Raw genomic sequence first — 16,047 nt, 5'->3', positions numbered from 1 at the left:
GGCGGGAGAGGCGGGAGAGGCGGGAGAGGCGGGCGGCGGGGACGGGGCACGGCACCGTCAGGGATTGCGGCGGGACCAGCGCTGGCGCCGCGGGAATTGCCGCGAAATCGAAGCTTCGAGGCGGCGATACGGCCCGGCGCGTGTCGCGCGGGCCGGGCCGCCGGTGTGTCAGTGCGCGCCGGCCTTCGGCTTGCGCGGCGCCTTCTCGAACAGGCGGTCGTAGAGCCAGCGCGGCAGCACGTGCAGCACCTTCGCGACGACGCCCATCTGCCACGGAATCACGCGGAACGCGTGCTGCCGCGCGATCGCGCGCGCCGCGCGCGCGGCGAAGCGGTCGGCGTCCATCAGGAACGGCATCCGGTACGGGTTGTGCGCGGTCATCGGCGTGCGGATGTAGCCGGGCGCGATCGTCACGACGCCGACACCGGCGGCGCGCAGCTCGACGCGCAGCGATTCGAGATACTTGATCGCGGCCGATTTCGACGCGCTGTACGCGCCGGAGCCGGGCAGGCCGCGCACGCCGGCGACGCTCGCGACGCCGACCAGCGTGCCGTGGCGCGAAGCCGTCATCGGGCCGACGAACGGTTCGAACGTCGCGACCATCCCGTAGTAGTTGATGTCCATCACGTCGCGGAACGTCGCGAGATCGCCCTGGCCCGTGACGGCGCCCTGGCTGATGCCCGCGTTCGCGATCACGACGTCGGGACAGCCGTGCGTCGCGATGAACGACGCGGCGGCCGTCGCGAGCGCGTCGGCATCGCGCACGTCGGCGGAATAGACGGAGATGGACAGCTTCGGGAACCGCCGCGCGAACGCATCGAGCGCATCGGTGCGGCGCGCGACGAGCGCGAGCGTGGCGCCCTGACGGGCGTATTCCTCGGCCATCGCGAGGCCGAGGCCGCTCGACGCGCCGGTGATGAAGACCTTCAGCGGAGTAGTCATGCCGGCGCGCGGGCGGGGATCAGAGCTTCTTGTCCTGAACCTGCTTCACGAGGAAGTCGAGCACCTGGGCCGTACCCGGGATGCTGTTCGTGTAAGCGGGGCCCGTCTTGTACTTGCCCTGGATGACGACCGTCGGCACGCCGTCGATCGCGTAGTCCTTCAGCAGCTTGGCCGACTGGTTCACCTCGCCCTGCACGCTGAACGAGTTGTACGCGTCCATGAACTGCTTCTTGTCGACGCCCTGCGTGGCCAGGAAGTCGGCCTGCGCCTGCGGCGTCAGCAGGTAATTCTTCTGCTTGTGGATCGCGTTGAAGATCGCCGGCGTGACCTTCTCGGAGATGCCGAGCGCGGACACCGCGTAGTACAGCTTCGAGTGCGGGACGAAATCGTCACGGAAGGCGACCGGCACGCGCTTGAAGTCGATCTTGTCGCCCTGCTTCTTCACCCAGGCCTCGATCGTCGGCTCGAATTCGTAGCAGTGCGGGCAGCCGTACCAGAAGAACTCGATCACCTCGACCTTGCCGGCCGGTGCGGACACCGGCTGCGGCGACTTCATCACCTCGAAGTCCTTGCCGGCGACCGGCGCGGCGGGCGAAGCCTGGGCGAAGCCGGCCGCGAGGCCCAGGGACAGAAGGAGCGTGCTAAGCAGTTTTTTCATGTTGTGAACGTCGAATCAGTTGCTCGGGTTGCGAAACGTAGCGGGTTCTGCGTGGGCTCGGCCGGCGGCTCACTGCTTCGTGAAGCGGATCACTGCCGTGTCGACACCTGCATCGGACAGGCGCTGACGGGCCGAGTTCATATCCTCGAACTTCGAGAACGGGCCGACGCGCACGCGGAAATAGGTCACGCCGCTGACGTCGCGCTTCGACACCTTCGACTCGAAGCCCTGGAAGCCAAGGCGCGCGCGCTGCTGCTCGGCATCGCCTTCGGTCTTGTACGCGCCGACCTGCAGGAAGTAGCCGGTATTCGCGTCGCTCGCGGTCGGCGGCTTCGCTGCCGCGGCGGCCGTGGCCGACGACGTCGGTTTCGGCGTGTTGGCGGCCACCTGCTGTTGCTGCTTTTGCGCGGCGGCTTGCTGCGCCTGCTTCTGCGCGGCGAAGCGCGCGAGGTCGTCCTCGCCTGCCTGCTGCTGTTGCTGCGCCGGAGGCGGCGTCTTCTTCGGCGGCGTGTTGTCGGCCGGCTTCGGCGCGACGGCGACGCCGTTGCTCGACGACGGATTGTTCGACGCGGTCGTGCTGTTCGAGCTGCCGGTGCTGTTCGAGCCGTTGGCCGACGGCGGCACTTCGACGATCTGCGGCTCGGGCAGCAGGCCGCCCTGGGTCTGGTTCGCGGCCTGGCCGGGCGCGGTGTTGGGCGGCGCGGGTTGCGCGGCCTGCGGCACCGGCTGGCCGGGCGTCTTGCCCTGCAGCGCGCGGTTCGGGTCGAACTGCTGCGGCTGGCTCGCGCCGGCGTCGGCCGGCGGCGGCGCGACCTTCGACACGAACGGAGACGGCGAACGCGTGATGTAGAGCGCCACCACCACGGCGATTGCGAGGCCGACGATCAGGCCCAGCACGATTCCAAGAAATGTTCCTCCGGCTTGTTTCGATTGCTTCGAAGTTCGGCGTGGTTGTGCCATTGCTTGAGTCACCTGCAAAAAGAATCGTGAAAAGGCCGCGGCGGGCGCTCCCGTGGCGGGCGCTGCCGCGGCCATTCGCTGCCCGGTTCGGGCCGCTTACATCCTTACATCTTGGCGGGCGCGGATACGCCGAGCACCGCCAGACCGTTCTCGAGCACCTGCCGGGTCGCGGCGAGCAACGCGGCGCGCGCATTGCGCGGCGCTTCGTCGTCGACCAGCACGCGCTCCGCATTGTAGAACGAGTGGAATTCGCCAGCGAGATCGCGCAGGTAGAACGCGACCGCGTGCGGCGCCAGCTCGTTCGCCGCGTGCGTGAGCATGTCCGGGTACTCGGCGAGCTTCTGCATCAGCGACGTGGCCTGCGCGCTCGTGAGCTGCGACAGGTCGGCGCCCGGCAGCTGCGCGGCGTCGACGTTGTAGCGCGACTTCAGTTCGTTGAGCACCGAGCAGATCCGCGCATGCGCGTACTGGACGTAATAGACCGGGTTTTCGTCGTTCTGTTTCAACGCGAGATCGATGTCGAACACGAACTCGGTATCGGCCTTGCGCGAGATCAGGAAGAATCGCACCGCGTCGCGGCCGCGCGTGATGGTCGCCTCGTCGATCAGGTCGGGTGCCGCTTCCTGGCCCGGCGCCGCGCCGCCCGACCATTCGATCAGGTCGCGCACCGTCACGTAGCTGCCCGCGCGCTTCGAGAGCTTCACTTCCTGGCCGTCGCGCATCACGGTGACCATCTTGTGCAGCACGTAGTCGGGATAGCCCTTCGGGATCCCGACGTGCAGCCCCTGCAGGCCCGCGCGCACGCGCGCGATCGTGCCGTGGTGGTCCGAACCCTGGATGTTGATCACCTTCGTGAAGCCGCGCTCCCATTTCGCCACGTGGTACGCCACGTCCGGCACGAAGTACGTGTAGGTGCCGTCCGACTTGCGCATCACGCGATCCTTGTCGTCGCCTTCGTCGGTCGTGCGCAGCCACAGCGCGCCGTCCTGCTCGTAGGTCATGCCGGCCTTGATCAGCGCGTCGACCGTCTTCTCGACGCGGCCTTCGCTGTACAGCGACGACTCGAGATAGTACTGGTCGAACTTCACGCCGAACGCCTGCAGGTCCATGTCCTGCTCGCGACGCAGGTACGTCACCGCGAACTTGCGGATCGCGTCGAGATCCTCGACGTCGCCCGTGCCCTTCACCGGTTCGCCGTCGGACGCGGCGACCGTTTCGCCGTTCAGGTAGTCGCGTGCGATGTCGGCGATGTATTCGCCGTTGTACGCGGCTTCCGGCCAGCCCGCGTCGCCCGGCTTCAGGCCGCGCGCGCGCGCCTGGGTCGAGATCGCGAGGTTGCCGATCTGCACGCCCGCGTCGTTGTAGTAGAACTCGCGGTGCACCGCATAGCCCTGGCTCGCGATCACGTTCGCCAGCACGTCGCCGAGCGCGGCCTGGCGGCCGTGGCCGACGTGCAGCGGGCCGGTCGGGTTCGCCGACACGAATTCGAGCAGCACCTGCTTGCCTTTCTCGCGATCCGACGTGCCGAACGCGCGGCCCTGGTTGAACACGGCGGCGATCACCGCCTGTTTCGCGGCGGCCGACAGGCGCAGGTTGATGAAGCCGGGGCCGGCGATTTCGGCGGCCTCGACGAGCCCTTGCGCGGCCGGCTGCGCGTTGAGCGCGGCGACGATCTGCTCGGCGAGCTGGCGCGGGTTCGCGCCGAGCGGCTTGGCGAGCTGCATCGCGACGTTGCACGCGACGTCGCCGTGCGCGGCGACCTTCGGGCGCTCCAGCGTGATGGCCGGGGCGACGAACGCAGCGTCGGCGCCTTTCAGCGCGTGTGCGACCTGCTTGACGCTATCCGCGAGCAGGGCTTCGAGGGTCTGTTTGTGTGCTGGCAGCATGCTGGTAGAAGGCTTGGTTGGTGGCGGCCGGAAACGCCGGCCCGCCGGCGCACTTTTTAAGCGCGCGTTTCAGGGATCGCAGAATTTTAACAGGTGCTAATATGCCGATCAGGCGGCCCGTGTCCGCGAGGCCGGGCGCCGGTCTGCCGGCGTTCCCCAACGGCATCGCGCAGGCACAACAAGAGAAAAGGGAATAGTCATGATTACGTTCAAGAGCAAGGCGGCACAGGATCTCGACGTGCTGAAGGATTTCGCCGTATATGTGTTGAGCCTCGTCGGCAAGCAGCTGGGCGAGCGCGGCGTGATTACGCATGACGAACTGGACAGCGCGATCGCGAAGCTGGAAGGGGCGGTTGCGCAGGCGAAGCAGGAGCGCGCCGAGCACGCCGGCCATTTCCACGAAGACGAAGCCGACCATGCGCACCACGAAGTGCCGCCGAACCTGGCACAGCGCGTCGCGCCGTTCCTGATGATGCTGCGCGAAGCGAAGGCCGGCGAGGCCGACGTGCACTGGGGTTTCTGAGCTTCCTTGCCCGGCGGTAAGCGGGTCGGAAAGGCAGGAAAAAGCCCGCTTTCGAGCGGGCTTTTTCTTTTTGTCTGACCAAACGGGCGGCCGGCCGCCCGCCGGCACCGCTCAGAGCTGCGGCGCGAGCGCGCGGCGCGCGTCGTCGAGCGACAGCGCCATGCGCTGAGCGTAGTCCTCGAGCTGATCCTGCCCGATTTTCCCGACCGAGAAATACCGGCTGTCCGGGTTCGCGAGGTAGAAGCCCGACACGCTCGCGGCCGGCAGCATCGCCAGCGAGTCGGTCACGCTCATGCCGATCTCGTCGGCGCGCAGCACGTCGAACATGTCGCGCTTCACGAGGTGGTCGGGGCAGGCCGGGTAGCCGGGCGCCGGGCGGATGCCCGCGTATTTCTCGGCGATCAGCGCGTCGTTGTCGAGCGTTTCGCCGTTCGCGTAGCCCCACAGCTCGCGTCGCACGCGTGCGTGCATCGCTTCCGCGAGCGCTTCCGCGAAGCGGTCGGCGAGCGCCTTCAGCATGATCGCGCTGTAGTCGTCGTGGTCGGCTTCGAACTGCTTTTCCTTCACGTCGACGCCGAGGCCGGCCGTCACCGCGAACATCCCGATGTAGTCGGCGACGCCCGATTCCTTCGGCGCGATGAAGTCGGCGAGCGAGCGGTTCGGCCGCATCACGCCGTCGACCACCGGACGCACGCTTTGCTGGCGCAGGTTGCGCCACGTGAGCAGCACTTCCGAGCGCGACTCGTCGCTGTAGATCTCGATGTCGTCGTCGTTGACGGTGTTCGCCGGCAGCAGCGCGATCACGCCGTTCGCGGTCAGCCAGCGGCCCTGGATCAGGCGCGCGAGCATCGATTTCGCGTCGGAGAACACGCGTCGCGCCGATTCGCCGACGATCTCGTCGTTCAGGATCGCCGGGTACGGGCCCGCGAGATCCCACGTCTGGAAGAACGGGCCCCAGTCGATGTAGTTCGCGAGATCGTTCAGGTCGTAGTTCTTGAACACGCGGCGGCCGATGAACTTCGGTTTCGCGGGCGTGGTGTTCGCCCAGTCGATCTTCGCCTTGTTCGCGCGCGCTTCGGCCAGCGTGACCATCGGCTGCACCTTGCGGTTCGCGTGCTGGTCGCGGATGCGTTCGTAATCGGACTTCAGCTCGTCGAGGTACTTCGTCGCGCCTTCGTCCGACAGCAGGCTCGACGCGACCGACACCGAGCGCGACGCATCGGGCACGTAGACGACCGGGCCTTCGTAGTGCGGCGCGATCTTCACGGCCGTGTGCACGCGCGACGTGGTCGCGCCGCCGATCAGCAGCGGGATCTTCTTCACGCGGAAGTAGTCGTCGCGCTGCATTTCGGACGCGACGTAGGCCATTTCCTCGAGGCTCGGCGTGATGAGGCCCGACAGCCCGATGATGTCCGCGCCCTCGACCTTCGCTTTCGCGAGGATCTCGTTGCACGGGACCATCACGCCCATGTTGACCACTTCGAAGTTGTTGCACTGGAGCACGACCGACACGATGTTTTTGCCGATGTCGTGCACGTCGCCCTTCACGGTCGCGATGACGATCTTGCCCTTCGCGCGCACGTCGCCGCCCGCTTCCGCGAGCAGGCGTTTTTCTTCCTCGATGAACGGGATCAGGTGCGCGACGGCCTGCTTCATCACGCGCGCCGACTTCACGACCTGCGGCAGGAACATCTTGCCCTGGCCGAACAGGTCGCCGACGATGTTCATCCCGTCCATCAGCGGGCCTTCGATCACGTTGATCGGGCGGCCGCCCGCCGCGTCGATCTTCGCGCGCACTTCCTCGGTATCCTCGACGATGAAGGTCGTGATGCCGTGCACGAGCGCATGCGAGAGCCGCTTCTCGACCGGCTGGTTGCGCCACTCGAGGTTCTCTTCCTTCTTCGCGCCGCCGACCTTGAACTTGTCGGCGATCTCGAGCAGGCGGTCGGTGGAATCGTCGCGGCGGTTCAGGATCACGTCCTCGACGCGCTCGCGCAGCTCCGCGTCGAGATCGGCATACACGCCGAGCTGGCCCGCGTTCACGATGCCCATGTCCATCCCCGCCTGGATCGCGTGGTACAGGAACACGGTGTGGATCGCCTCGCGCACCGGGTCGTTGCCGCGGAACGAGAACGACACGTTCGACACGCCGCCGCTCACCTTCGCGTACGGCAGGTTCTGCTTGATCCAGCGGGTCGCCTCGATGAAGTCGACCGCGTAGTTGTTGTGTTCCTCGATGCCGGTCGCGACCGCGAAGATGTTCGGGTCGAAGATGATGTCTTCCGGCGGGAAGCCGACTTCGTTCACGAGGAAGTCGTACGAGCGCTTGCAGATCTCGGTCTTGCGCGCGTACGTATCGGCCTGGCCCGTCTCGTCGAACGCCATCACGACGGCGGCCGCGCCGTGGCGGCGGATCAGGCTCGCGTGGTGGCGGAACGCTTCCTCGCCTTCCTTCAGCGAGATCGAGTTCACGATCGCCTTGCCCTGCACGCACTTGAGGCCGGCCTCGATCACGTCCCACTTCGACGAGTCGATCATGATCGGCACGCGCGCGATGTCCGGCTCCGACGCGATCAGGTTCAGGAAGCGCACCATCGCCGCCTTCGAATCGAGCATCGCCTCGTCCATGTTGATGTCGATCACCTGCGCGCCGTTCTCGACCTGCTGGCGCGCGACGGCCAGCGCGTCGTCGAACTGGCCGTTGAGGATCATCCGCGCGAACGCCTTCGAGCCGGTGACGTTGGTGCGTTCACCGACGTTGATGAAAAGCGTTCCGGACGTGACGTTGAACGGCTCGAGGCCGGCAAGGCGCATCATGTGATCGGTCATGGTGTGCGAATTCGTGTAATGAAGGGCGTGGGCGGTCGGGTCAGGCGTTGTCGCTGTACTGGTTCGGCCAGCGGCGCGGCTTCACGTCGGCGAGCGCCTTCGCGATCTCGGCGATGTGCTCGGGCGTCGTGCCGCAGCAGCCGCCCGCGAGGTTCACGAGCCCGGCCTGCGCGAATTCCTTCAGCAGGCCCGACGTGACGTCAGGCGTTTCGTCGAAGCCGGTGTCGCTCATCGGGTTCGGCAGGCCCGCGTTCGGGTAGCACGACACGTAGGTGTCGCACAGCTTCGCGAGCTCGGCGATGTACGGGCGCATCAGCGCCGCGCCGAGCGCGCAGTTCAGGCCGAACGTGAGCGGCTTCGCGTGGCGCAGCGAATTCCAGAATGCCTCGACCGTCTGGCCCGACAGGATCCGGCCGGATGCGTCGGTGACGGTGCCCGAGATCATGATCGGCAGGCGCTCGCCGGTGTCTTCGAACAGCTCGTCGAGCGCGAATAGCGCGGCTTTCGCGTTCAGCGTGTCGAAGATCGTCTCGACGAGGAACAGATCGACGCCGCCGTCGAGCAGCGCCTTCGCCTGCTGGTAGTACGCGGTGCGCAGCTCGTCGAACGTGACGTTGCGCGCGCCCGGATCGTTGACGTCCGGCGAGATGCTCGCCGTCTTCGGCGTCGGCCCGATCGCGCCCGCGACGAAGCGCGGTTTGTCGGGCGTCGCGTATTTCGCGGCCGATTCGCGCGCGAGCCGCGCCGATTCGACGTTCATCTCGACGACGAGATCTTCCATCCCGTAGTCGGCCTGCGCGACGGTCGTCGCGCCGAACGTGTTGGTCTCGACGATGTCGGCGCCGGCCGCGAAGTACTGGTCGTGGATCTCGCCGATGATCTGCGGCTGCGTGAGCGAAAGCAGCTCGTTGTTGCCCTTGATGTCGCGCGGGAAATCCTTGAAGCGCTCGCCGCGATACGCGGCTTCGTCGAGCTTGTAGCGCTGGATCATCGTGCCCATCGCGCCGTCGAGGATCAGGATGCGCGATTTCAGCAGCGCGGGCAGTGCGGCGCCGCGCGTGTAGCGCGCGTCGAGCGGGGCGGAAGCGGCGAGAGGAGTCGCAGACATGGGCGATGGACCGGCGAAGACGGGAAAAGCGTCATTGTAGCCGGTGCGCCTGGCCGTCGCCCGGCCTTGCGCGGTGCAGGCGGCCTGCCCGCCAAATGAAAACCCCCGCGCGGCGAACCGGGCGGGGGCATGATCGGAGTGCTCGCGGCGCCGCGTCGATGCGCGGCGAATGGCCCGGCCGCACGAGGCGCCGGGCTGAGGTCGTCAGTGCAGCACGACCGGCATCATCATCAGGCTGTCGAATTGTCCGAGGAATTCGTCGACTTCATCGAGCGACGGTTCATCCTCGATCAGCTGTTTCACGTGTGCGCGGAAGCGTTCGGCAAGTTCGCCGTCGATGAAGATTTCGCGCTGCGCGTTCTTGTCGACGATTTCGTACCCACCGGCATTCATCAGATGGTGGCCGGCCTGCGGCGCGAATTCGACGACGCAGTAGTTGGGGCTGTTGTAGATCATTTGCATGGCGGCACTCCTCTTCGCAGTGGCATCTGGCCTTGTTGTCCCCTAGGTGGGGCGAGCCTTGCCGGTTTCAAGGGGCTTGCGCTGCACACCCTGTTCCCGTTGTGTAGGGTGTATCGGTTAGAAGCCGATGTCTATGAAACGTTTCTTATTGTCTGCCGGTGTACGGAAATAGTTGTTAAAGAGTGTCATCGGCCATTTCGCGGAAATCTGTAATCGGTCGAAATTGCCGAATCGCGTGCGTTCATTCACGGTGCAGCCGGCGACGATGCGGGCGGTGCAGCCGGTTGTGCCGGCGGTTGCACGACGGCCGGCTGCGCGGGTTGTGCCGGTTCGTCGGTTGATGTGTCGGGCGCCGCGGCGGCGGCGGGCGGGTTCGTTGCGCCGCCTGCCGGCGCGGCATCGGATGGCGCGCTCGGCGCCGAGAGCCGGCCGTGCCACAGCAGTTCGATCTGCGCGCCGCTCGGCTCGGTCTGCACGAGCCGTGCTGGCAGCCAGTCGAGCGACGGCGCGAGCCACATGTCGATGCGGCGCGTGTCGCCGTCGCGGCGCGGCAGGCGCATGAAGTGCCGCGCATTGATGATACCGGCTTGCGTCTGCACCTGCTCGTCGCCGATCACCGTGATCGGCCAGGTCTCGCCGCTGTTGTTGTCGATCACGAAGAACTGCTGCGTGACGCCCGGCTTGTAGGCGGCGGGATTGCCGCGCACGAGCCCCGACAACTGCATCAGCATGCTGAAGCGGTCCTGCACGCCGTCGGGCAGCGGCGCGTTGTTCGGCGTGCGCGTAAACACGACCTGCCGGATCTCGCGGTTGAAGATCGCGATGTCTTCCGGCCGCTTGCCGCGCTTCTCGACGTAACGGTCGGGCGCGACGCCGAACGCGTCGATGCGGCCTTCGCTGCGATAGGTGAACGGGCCGACGAACGGCACGGGCATCGATACCGACAGGTCGTAGGTGCGTCCGTCGGTGCGCCAGTGGATCGTGCCGATCATGTTCTGCATCCCGTTGTAGAACGTGTCGTATTGCAGGTCGCCGGACGGCGGCGCGGAGAACTTCACGCCGTTCGTCGCGGGGCCCGGCGTCACGGCACTGGCGGCACTGGCAGCCGACGCGGCGTGCGCGCCCGATGCGCCCGATGCGCCGGGTACGCCGCTTGCCGCGGATGCGGCGGCCGGTGGCGGCTCCGCGTGCTCGGCGGTCTGTGTCGATGTGAGGACGGGCTCAGGCGCGGGTTTCGGTGCGGCGGCCTTGGGCGCGGCCGCTGCGGCCGCGACCGGATGCTCGACCGGCTTCGGCGCGGGCGGTGCGGGCTGGCGCTCGATCGGTTGCGGCTTCAGCAGCTCGATCTGCACGGGGACTTCGGCGGGCGCGGGCGGCGTGAACGAATCGCGGTTGCGCATCAGCCAGAGCGCGGCGAGCGCATGCAGCACCAGCACGACGACGAGCGCGATACCCACGCGCAGCCAGCGGCGGGGCAGGGCGTGACGCGGGCGGATGTCGGCAGGCTGCATGGGCATCGGAACAGGATCGGGGCGAGCGCGTGACGTCGGGCGCGCAGTGCGCGCCACAGGAGTCGGACCGTCGGATGCGCCGCGCGTTCGCGGTGCGCGGCGTGTACCGGGGTGTCGCGCGCGAGTCAGGCGTCGCGCGCGTCGGGACTATAGCCGAGTTCGTAAGACAGTTTCCGCGCGCACGCGCGCAGCGCCGTGTCGATCTCGCCGCCCCACGCGATGTCGAACGAGCCTTCCTGGCCGAGCGCGACGATCGCGAGCGCGAGTTCGCCGACCGCATCGAACACGGGCATGCAGAACGCGTGGATCGTCGGCAGCAGCATCCCCTCGACGCGCGCGGCCTCGTGCTCGCGCACGTCGGCGAGCACCGCGTCGACCTCGTCGAGCGTGCGCGGGCCGCCGTGGTGCGGCGAGCGGCGCGTATCGGCGAGTTCGCGCTCGAGCATCGCGGCGGTCTTGCCGCGCGGCAGGTATGCGGCGAACAGCAGCCCCGTCGCGGAGCCGAGCAGCGGCATCACGTCGCCGAGCTTCAGCGACGCCTTCGCCGGATGGCTCGATTCCATCCAGTGCACGATCGTCGGCCCCTGGTTGCCCCACACCGCGATGCCGACCGTCTGGTCGAGGCGGTCGCGGAATTCGGTCAGCGCGATCCGCGCGAGCTTCACGCCGTCGACGCGCGCGAGCCGCGCGAGCCCCATCTGCAGCGCGAAGCCGCCGAGCTCGTAGCGGCCCGAGACGGGGTCCTGCGACACGACGCCGAGCCGCGAGAAGCTGACCAGATAGCGGTGCGCCTTCGCAGGGCTCATGCCCGCGCGCTGCGCGAGGTCGCGCAGCATCATCGCGCGCGGCTCGCTCGTCAGCACGTCGAGCAGGCGGAAGCCGACCTCGATTGACTGGATGCCGGAACGGACCTTCTCGCCGTGCTCGCCGGAGCCGGCGTCATCGGTGTCGGAGTCGGCGAGATCGTCGTCGGGAAGCGGGTTGGCGGGCATGGGCAGCGGGTGCGCGAAAATGCGGCAAGGATCGGAGCGAAGACGGCGTGCGCGATCGTGGCGCGCCGCATGGATTCACCATCGTAAAATAGATTCCTTCCATCGTCACTACAACGGCAGAACTCCCTATGAAACTTGCTTCGCTGAAGGACGGCACACGCGACGGCCAGCTGATCGTCGTGTCGCGCGACCTGCACACCGCGGCGATCGCCGACGCGATCGCGCCGACGCTGCAGCGCGTCCTCGACGACTGGGCGTTCTACGCGCCGCAGCTGCGCGACCTGTACGACGCACTGAACCACGGCCGCGCGCGCAACGCGTTCACGTTCGATCCGGCCAACTGCATGGCGCCGCTGCCGCGCGCGTTCCAGTGGGCGGACGGCTCCGCGTACGTGAACCACGTCGAGCTCGTGCGCCGCGCGCGCGGCGCGGAGATGCCGCCCGAGTTCTGGACCGACCCGCTGATGTACCAGGGCGGCAGCGACGATTTCCTCGGCGCGCGCGACGACGTCGTGTGCCCGTCCGAGGAGTGGGGCATCGATTTCGAGGCGGAAGTCGCGGTGATCACCGGCGACGTGCCGATGAGCGTTTCGCCCGACGACGCGCTGAAGGCGGTGAGGCTCGTCACGCTCGTCAACGACGTGTCGCTGCGCAACCTGATTCCGGCCGAGCTCGCGAAGGGCTTCGGCTTCTTCCAGAGCAAGCCGGCCACCGCGTTCGCGCCGGTCGCCGTGACGCCCGACGAGCTCGGCGACGAATGGCGCGATGGCCGCGTGCACCGGCCGATGATCGTGCACTGGAACGGCAAGAAGGTTGGCCAGCCCGATGCGGGCACCGACATGGTGTTCCACTTCGGCCAGCTGGTCGCGCACGCGGCGAAGACGCGCAACCTGCGCGCCGGCTCGATCGTCGGCTCGGGCACGGTGTCGAACAAGGACGCGAAGCGCGGCTACTGCTGCATCGCCGAGAAGCGCTGCCTCGAGACGATCGAACACGGCGCGCCGCAGACGGAGTTCATGCGCTACGGCGACACCGTGCGCATCGAGATGTTCGACGCGGCCGGCAAGTCGATCTTCGGCGCGATCGAGCAGTCGGTCGCACCGCCCGACGGCGCGGCTTAAGCCGCGCGACCCGCGCGAAACCCGATCCCGGCCCGCGCGCCGGGTTTCGCCTGATGTTTGCTCGCGCAGGCTTGGCTACACTCGATCAAGCATAGGAGCAGCCCATGTCCGATCTCGCCGCGTACAGCGGTTACGAAGCACTGAAGGTGACGCGCCGCGACCACGGCGTGCTCGACATCGTGATGAGCGGCGAGGGCGCGAACCGCAGCGGTCTCGCGACCGCGAACGCGCGCATGCATCGCGAGCTGGCCGACATCTGGCGCGACGTCGACCGCGATCCCGACACGCGCGTCGCGGTGATCCGCGGCGAAGGCAAGGGCTTTTCGGCGGGCGGCGATCTCGCGCTCGTCGAGGACATGGCGAACGACTTCGACGTGCGCGCCCGCGTGTGGCGCGAGGCGCGCGACCTCGTCTACAACGTGATCAACTGCAGCAAGCCGATCGTGTCGGCGATGCATGGCCCGGCCGTCGGCGCGGGGCTCGTCGCCGGGCTGCTCGCCGACATCTCGATCGCCGCGAAGGATGCGCGCATCATCGACGGCCATACGCGGCTCGGCGTCGCGGCCGGTGACCACGCGGCGATCGTGTGGCCGCTGCTGTGCGGGATGGCGAAGGCGAAGTACTACCTGCTGCTGTGCGAGCCCGTGAGCGGCGCGGAGGCCGAGCGGATCGGCCTGGTGTCGCTCGCGGTCGAGCCGGCCGACCTGCTGCCGAAGGCGTACGAAGTGGCCGAGCGGCTCGCGCACGGTTCGCAATCGGCGATCCGCTGGACCAAGTACGCGCTGAACAACTGGCTGCGCACGGCCGGGCCGACCTTCGATACGTCGCTCGCGCTCGAATTCATGGGCTTCTCGGGGCCCGACGTGCAGGAAGGCATCCGTTCGCTGCGCGAGCGGCGCCCGCCCGACTTCCCCGGCGACGCGCCGTTCTGACGCGCGCTATGATCGAACCACGCGCGGCTGCGCGACGCATGGCGGCCGCCTCGCTCCCCCAGTCAACCAGGACGCCCGTATGACGACCGATGCCTCCGGCTCCAACCCTTTCGCCGGCTTTGCCGGTTTCAAGCCCGCCGACATGATGGACCGGATGTGGGACATGATGCGGATGTCGCCGTTCGGCGGGATGGCGTCGTTTCCGGGCGCCGCGCACGGGCTGCCGCCGTCGCTGTCGAGCATGTCCGACATGATGGCGCCGCTCACGAGCGTCGAGGAACTCGACAAGCGGATCACCGATCTGCGCGCGGTCGAGCAGTGGCTGAAGCTCAATCTCGGGATGCTGCAGTCGGCGATCCAGGCGCTCGAAGTGCAGCGCGCGACGCTCGCGACGCTGCGGGCGTTCGGCGCGTTCGCGCAAAGCTCGATGTCGGCGGCCGAGGAAGCGGCCGTCGCGGCGGCGCAGGCGGCGAAAGCCGCATCGGCATCGCCGGACGCCGCGGCTTCCGGGTCCGCCGCGGATGCGCCGCCGGAAGGCGATGCCGCGCAGCAGGCCTTCGACCCGTCCGGCTGGTGGAACCTGCTGCAGTCGCAGTTCAACCAGCTCGCGAGCCTCGCGATGGCGCAGCCGGGCATGCAGCCCGCGGCGCCGGGCGACGCGCCGCCGGATGCGGCCGCCGCACCGCCGGAGCCGGCCGCGAAGCCCGCGCCGGCTGCCGCCGCACCGCGCAAGCCCGCGGCGAAGCGCGCGAAGCCGGCCGATTCGGCCGCGGCACGCGCGGCAGCCGCGTCGTCGCCCGCCACCCGTCCGCCGAAGCGCTCGACGTGACGCGGCGCAGGTAGCAGGTCGATCATGCGGCTCGCGCTCGTTCTGATGGGAGGCGGCGCGCGTGCCGCCTACCAGGTCGGCGTGCTGAAGGCGCTGGCCGAGATCGCGCGCGAGGCCGATCCGCAACGGCACACGCTGCCGTTCGCGGTCGTGTGCGGCTCGTCGGCCGGCGCGATCAACGCGACGTCGATCGCGAGCCACGCGGACGACTTTTCGCACGGCGTGCGGCGCCTGCTCGAATTCTGGGAGCCGCTGCGTGCCGACTACGTGTATCGGACCGACTGGCTCGGCGTCGCGGCCGCCGGCGCCCGCTGGCTCGCGGCGATGACGTTCGGCTGGGCGTCCCGCCGCTCGCCGCGCGGGCTGCTCGACAACACGCCGCTCGCGCACCTGCTGCACCGCGAACTGAGCTTCCACCGGATCGAGCAGATGCTCGAGGCGCGCCTGCTGCACGCGCTCGCGGTGACGGCGCTCAGCTATTCGAGCGGCCGGCACCTCACGTTCTACCAGGCGGCCGAGCCGATCCAGGCGTGGCGGCGCGCGCAGCGCACCGCGCGGCTCGTCGACCTGTCGGCGTCGCACCTGCTCGCGTCGTCGGCCATTCCGTTCGTGTTCCCGGCCGTGCCGCTCGTGCTCGACGGGCAGATCGAGTACTTCGGCGACGGTTCGATCCGGCAGATCGCGCCGCTGTCGCCGGCGATCCACTTCGGCGCGGACCGCATCGTCGTGGTCGGCGCGGCCGACCCGCGGCCCGAGATTCCGGCCGCGAACGGCGCGGGCCTGGTGCGCGGCTACCCGACGCTCGCGCAGATCGGCCAGCAGGTGCTCGCGAGCGTGTTCCTCGACTCGATCGGCTCGGACATCGAGCGGATCGAGCACATCAACCGGATGATCGAGCACCTGCCGCACCAGGTCGAGGTCGACAGCGGCTGGCGGCACGTCGACGTGCTCGCGATCGCGCCGTCCGAGCGCATCGAGCTGATCGCCGCGAAGCACCTGAAGCAGATGCCGGCGACGATGCGCGGGCTGCTCGGCGCGATCGGCGGCAGCCAGCCGGCCGGCGCGTCGTTCGCGAGCTACCTGCTGTTCGAGGAGGCGTTCACGCGCGAACTGATCGAGCTCGGCTACCGCGACGGGCGCGCGCAGCGCGACATGCTCGCTGGCTGGATCGCGCTGGCGGACGGCGGCAGCGCGACGGCGGCCGGCACGCCGCCGGAAGACGGCCGCGCGACGGGCGAAATACGGGTCTGACGCGCGTGGATCGCGCGAGGTTGTGTTTTCGCGACGGTCGGCC

14 protein-coding genes are annotated in these 16,047 nt (G+C 68.4%); 5 read left to right on the top strand and 9 right to left on the bottom strand.

The window, feature by feature from the left end:
• Positions 1-168: 168 nt before the first annotated feature.
• The 4 genes from ACN22W_RS16200 to argS all read right to left on the bottom strand — a co-directional run bounded on the left by ACN22W_RS16200 (position 169) and on the right by argS (position 4,446).
• On the bottom strand, positions 169-942 hold the full coding sequence (locus ACN22W_RS16200) for an SDR family oxidoreductase (RefSeq protein WP_129513081.1): 774 nt from the start codon (positions 940-942) through the stop codon (positions 169-171).
• A 19-nt stretch (positions 943-961) separates the two neighbouring features.
• Complete coding sequence (locus ACN22W_RS16195) at positions 962-1,600, bottom strand: thiol:disulfide interchange protein DsbA/DsbL (protein WP_193099223.1); 639 nt, start codon at positions 1,598-1,600, stop codon at positions 962-964.
• A 69-nt stretch (positions 1,601-1,669) separates the two neighbouring features.
• Positions 1,670-2,560, bottom strand: a complete 891-nt coding sequence (locus ACN22W_RS16190; RefSeq protein ID WP_419685392.1) for an SPOR domain-containing protein — start codon at positions 2,558-2,560, stop codon at positions 1,670-1,672.
• A gap of 104 nt (positions 2,561-2,664) precedes the next feature.
• A complete protein-coding gene (argS, locus tag ACN22W_RS16185; protein ID WP_419685391.1) occupies positions 2,665-4,446 on the bottom strand; it encodes an arginine--tRNA ligase in 1,782 nt (593 codons plus the stop codon).
• Between the two features lie 199 nt (positions 4,447-4,645).
• Between argS and ACN22W_RS16180 the strand changes: the two genes are divergently transcribed.
• Positions 4,646-4,969 carry a DUF1840 domain-containing protein gene (locus tag ACN22W_RS16180; RefSeq protein ID WP_048251702.1) on the top strand — a complete coding sequence of 108 codons (324 nt, stop codon included), beginning with the start codon at positions 4,646-4,648 and terminating at the stop codon, positions 4,967-4,969.
• 111 nt (positions 4,970-5,080) lie between these two features.
• On the opposite strand, the gene metH is transcribed toward ACN22W_RS16180, so the two are convergent.
• From metH to ACN22W_RS16155, 5 genes are all read right to left on the bottom strand, one after another.
• Complete coding sequence (metH, locus tag ACN22W_RS16175) at positions 5,081-7,798, bottom strand: methionine synthase (protein ID WP_419685390.1); 2,718 nt, start codon at positions 7,796-7,798, stop codon at positions 5,081-5,083.
• A 40-nt stretch (positions 7,799-7,838) separates the two neighbouring features.
• A complete protein-coding gene (locus ACN22W_RS16170; protein ID WP_129513077.1) occupies positions 7,839-8,906 on the bottom strand; it encodes a homocysteine S-methyltransferase family protein in 1,068 nt (355 codons plus the stop codon).
• Between the two features lie 204 nt (positions 8,907-9,110).
• Positions 9,111-9,368, bottom strand: a complete 258-nt coding sequence (locus ACN22W_RS16165) for a DUF3567 domain-containing protein (RefSeq protein ID WP_006477667.1) — start codon at positions 9,366-9,368, stop codon at positions 9,111-9,113.
• A gap of 245 nt (positions 9,369-9,613) precedes the next feature.
• Positions 9,614-10,885, bottom strand: coding sequence for a DUF3108 domain-containing protein (locus tag ACN22W_RS16160; protein WP_419685389.1), 1,272 nt, complete (start codon positions 10,883-10,885; stop codon positions 9,614-9,616).
• 119 nt (positions 10,886-11,004) lie between these two features.
• Entirely contained in the window at positions 11,005-11,871 is an 867-nt protein-coding gene (locus tag ACN22W_RS16155; protein WP_129513075.1) for an IclR family transcriptional regulator, read from the bottom strand.
• 128 nt (positions 11,872-11,999) lie between these two features.
• Here ACN22W_RS16155 and ACN22W_RS16150 point away from each other — a divergent pair, with 128 nt between their 5' ends.
• The 4 genes from ACN22W_RS16150 to ACN22W_RS16135 all read left to right on the top strand — a co-directional run bounded on the left by ACN22W_RS16150 (position 12,000) and on the right by ACN22W_RS16135 (position 16,004).
• Positions 12,000-12,992 carry a fumarylacetoacetate hydrolase family protein gene (locus ACN22W_RS16150; protein ID WP_129513074.1) on the top strand — a complete coding sequence of 331 codons (993 nt, stop codon included), beginning with the start codon at positions 12,000-12,002 and terminating at the stop codon, positions 12,990-12,992.
• Between the two features lie 104 nt (positions 12,993-13,096).
• The gene (locus ACN22W_RS16145) at positions 13,097-13,924 is read left to right on the top strand and encodes an enoyl-CoA hydratase/isomerase family protein (protein WP_193099214.1); all 828 of its coding nucleotides are present in this window, start codon (positions 13,097-13,099) and stop codon (positions 13,922-13,924) included.
• 79 nt (positions 13,925-14,003) lie between these two features.
• Positions 14,004-14,753, top strand: coding sequence for a PhaM family polyhydroxyalkanoate granule multifunctional regulatory protein (locus tag ACN22W_RS16140; protein ID WP_419685388.1), 750 nt, complete (start codon positions 14,004-14,006; stop codon positions 14,751-14,753).
• 24 nt (positions 14,754-14,777) lie between these two features.
• Complete coding sequence (locus tag ACN22W_RS16135) at positions 14,778-16,004, top strand: patatin-like phospholipase family protein (RefSeq protein WP_419685387.1); 1,227 nt, start codon at positions 14,778-14,780, stop codon at positions 16,002-16,004.
• Positions 16,005-16,047: the final 43 nt, after the last annotated feature.

The sequence above is a fragment of the Burkholderia theae genome, from assembly GCF_048565265.1.
Lineage (GTDB): Bacteria > Pseudomonadota > Gammaproteobacteria > Burkholderiales > Burkholderiaceae > Burkholderia > Burkholderia theae.
This window is presented reverse-complemented; position numbering and strand designations above follow the sequence as displayed.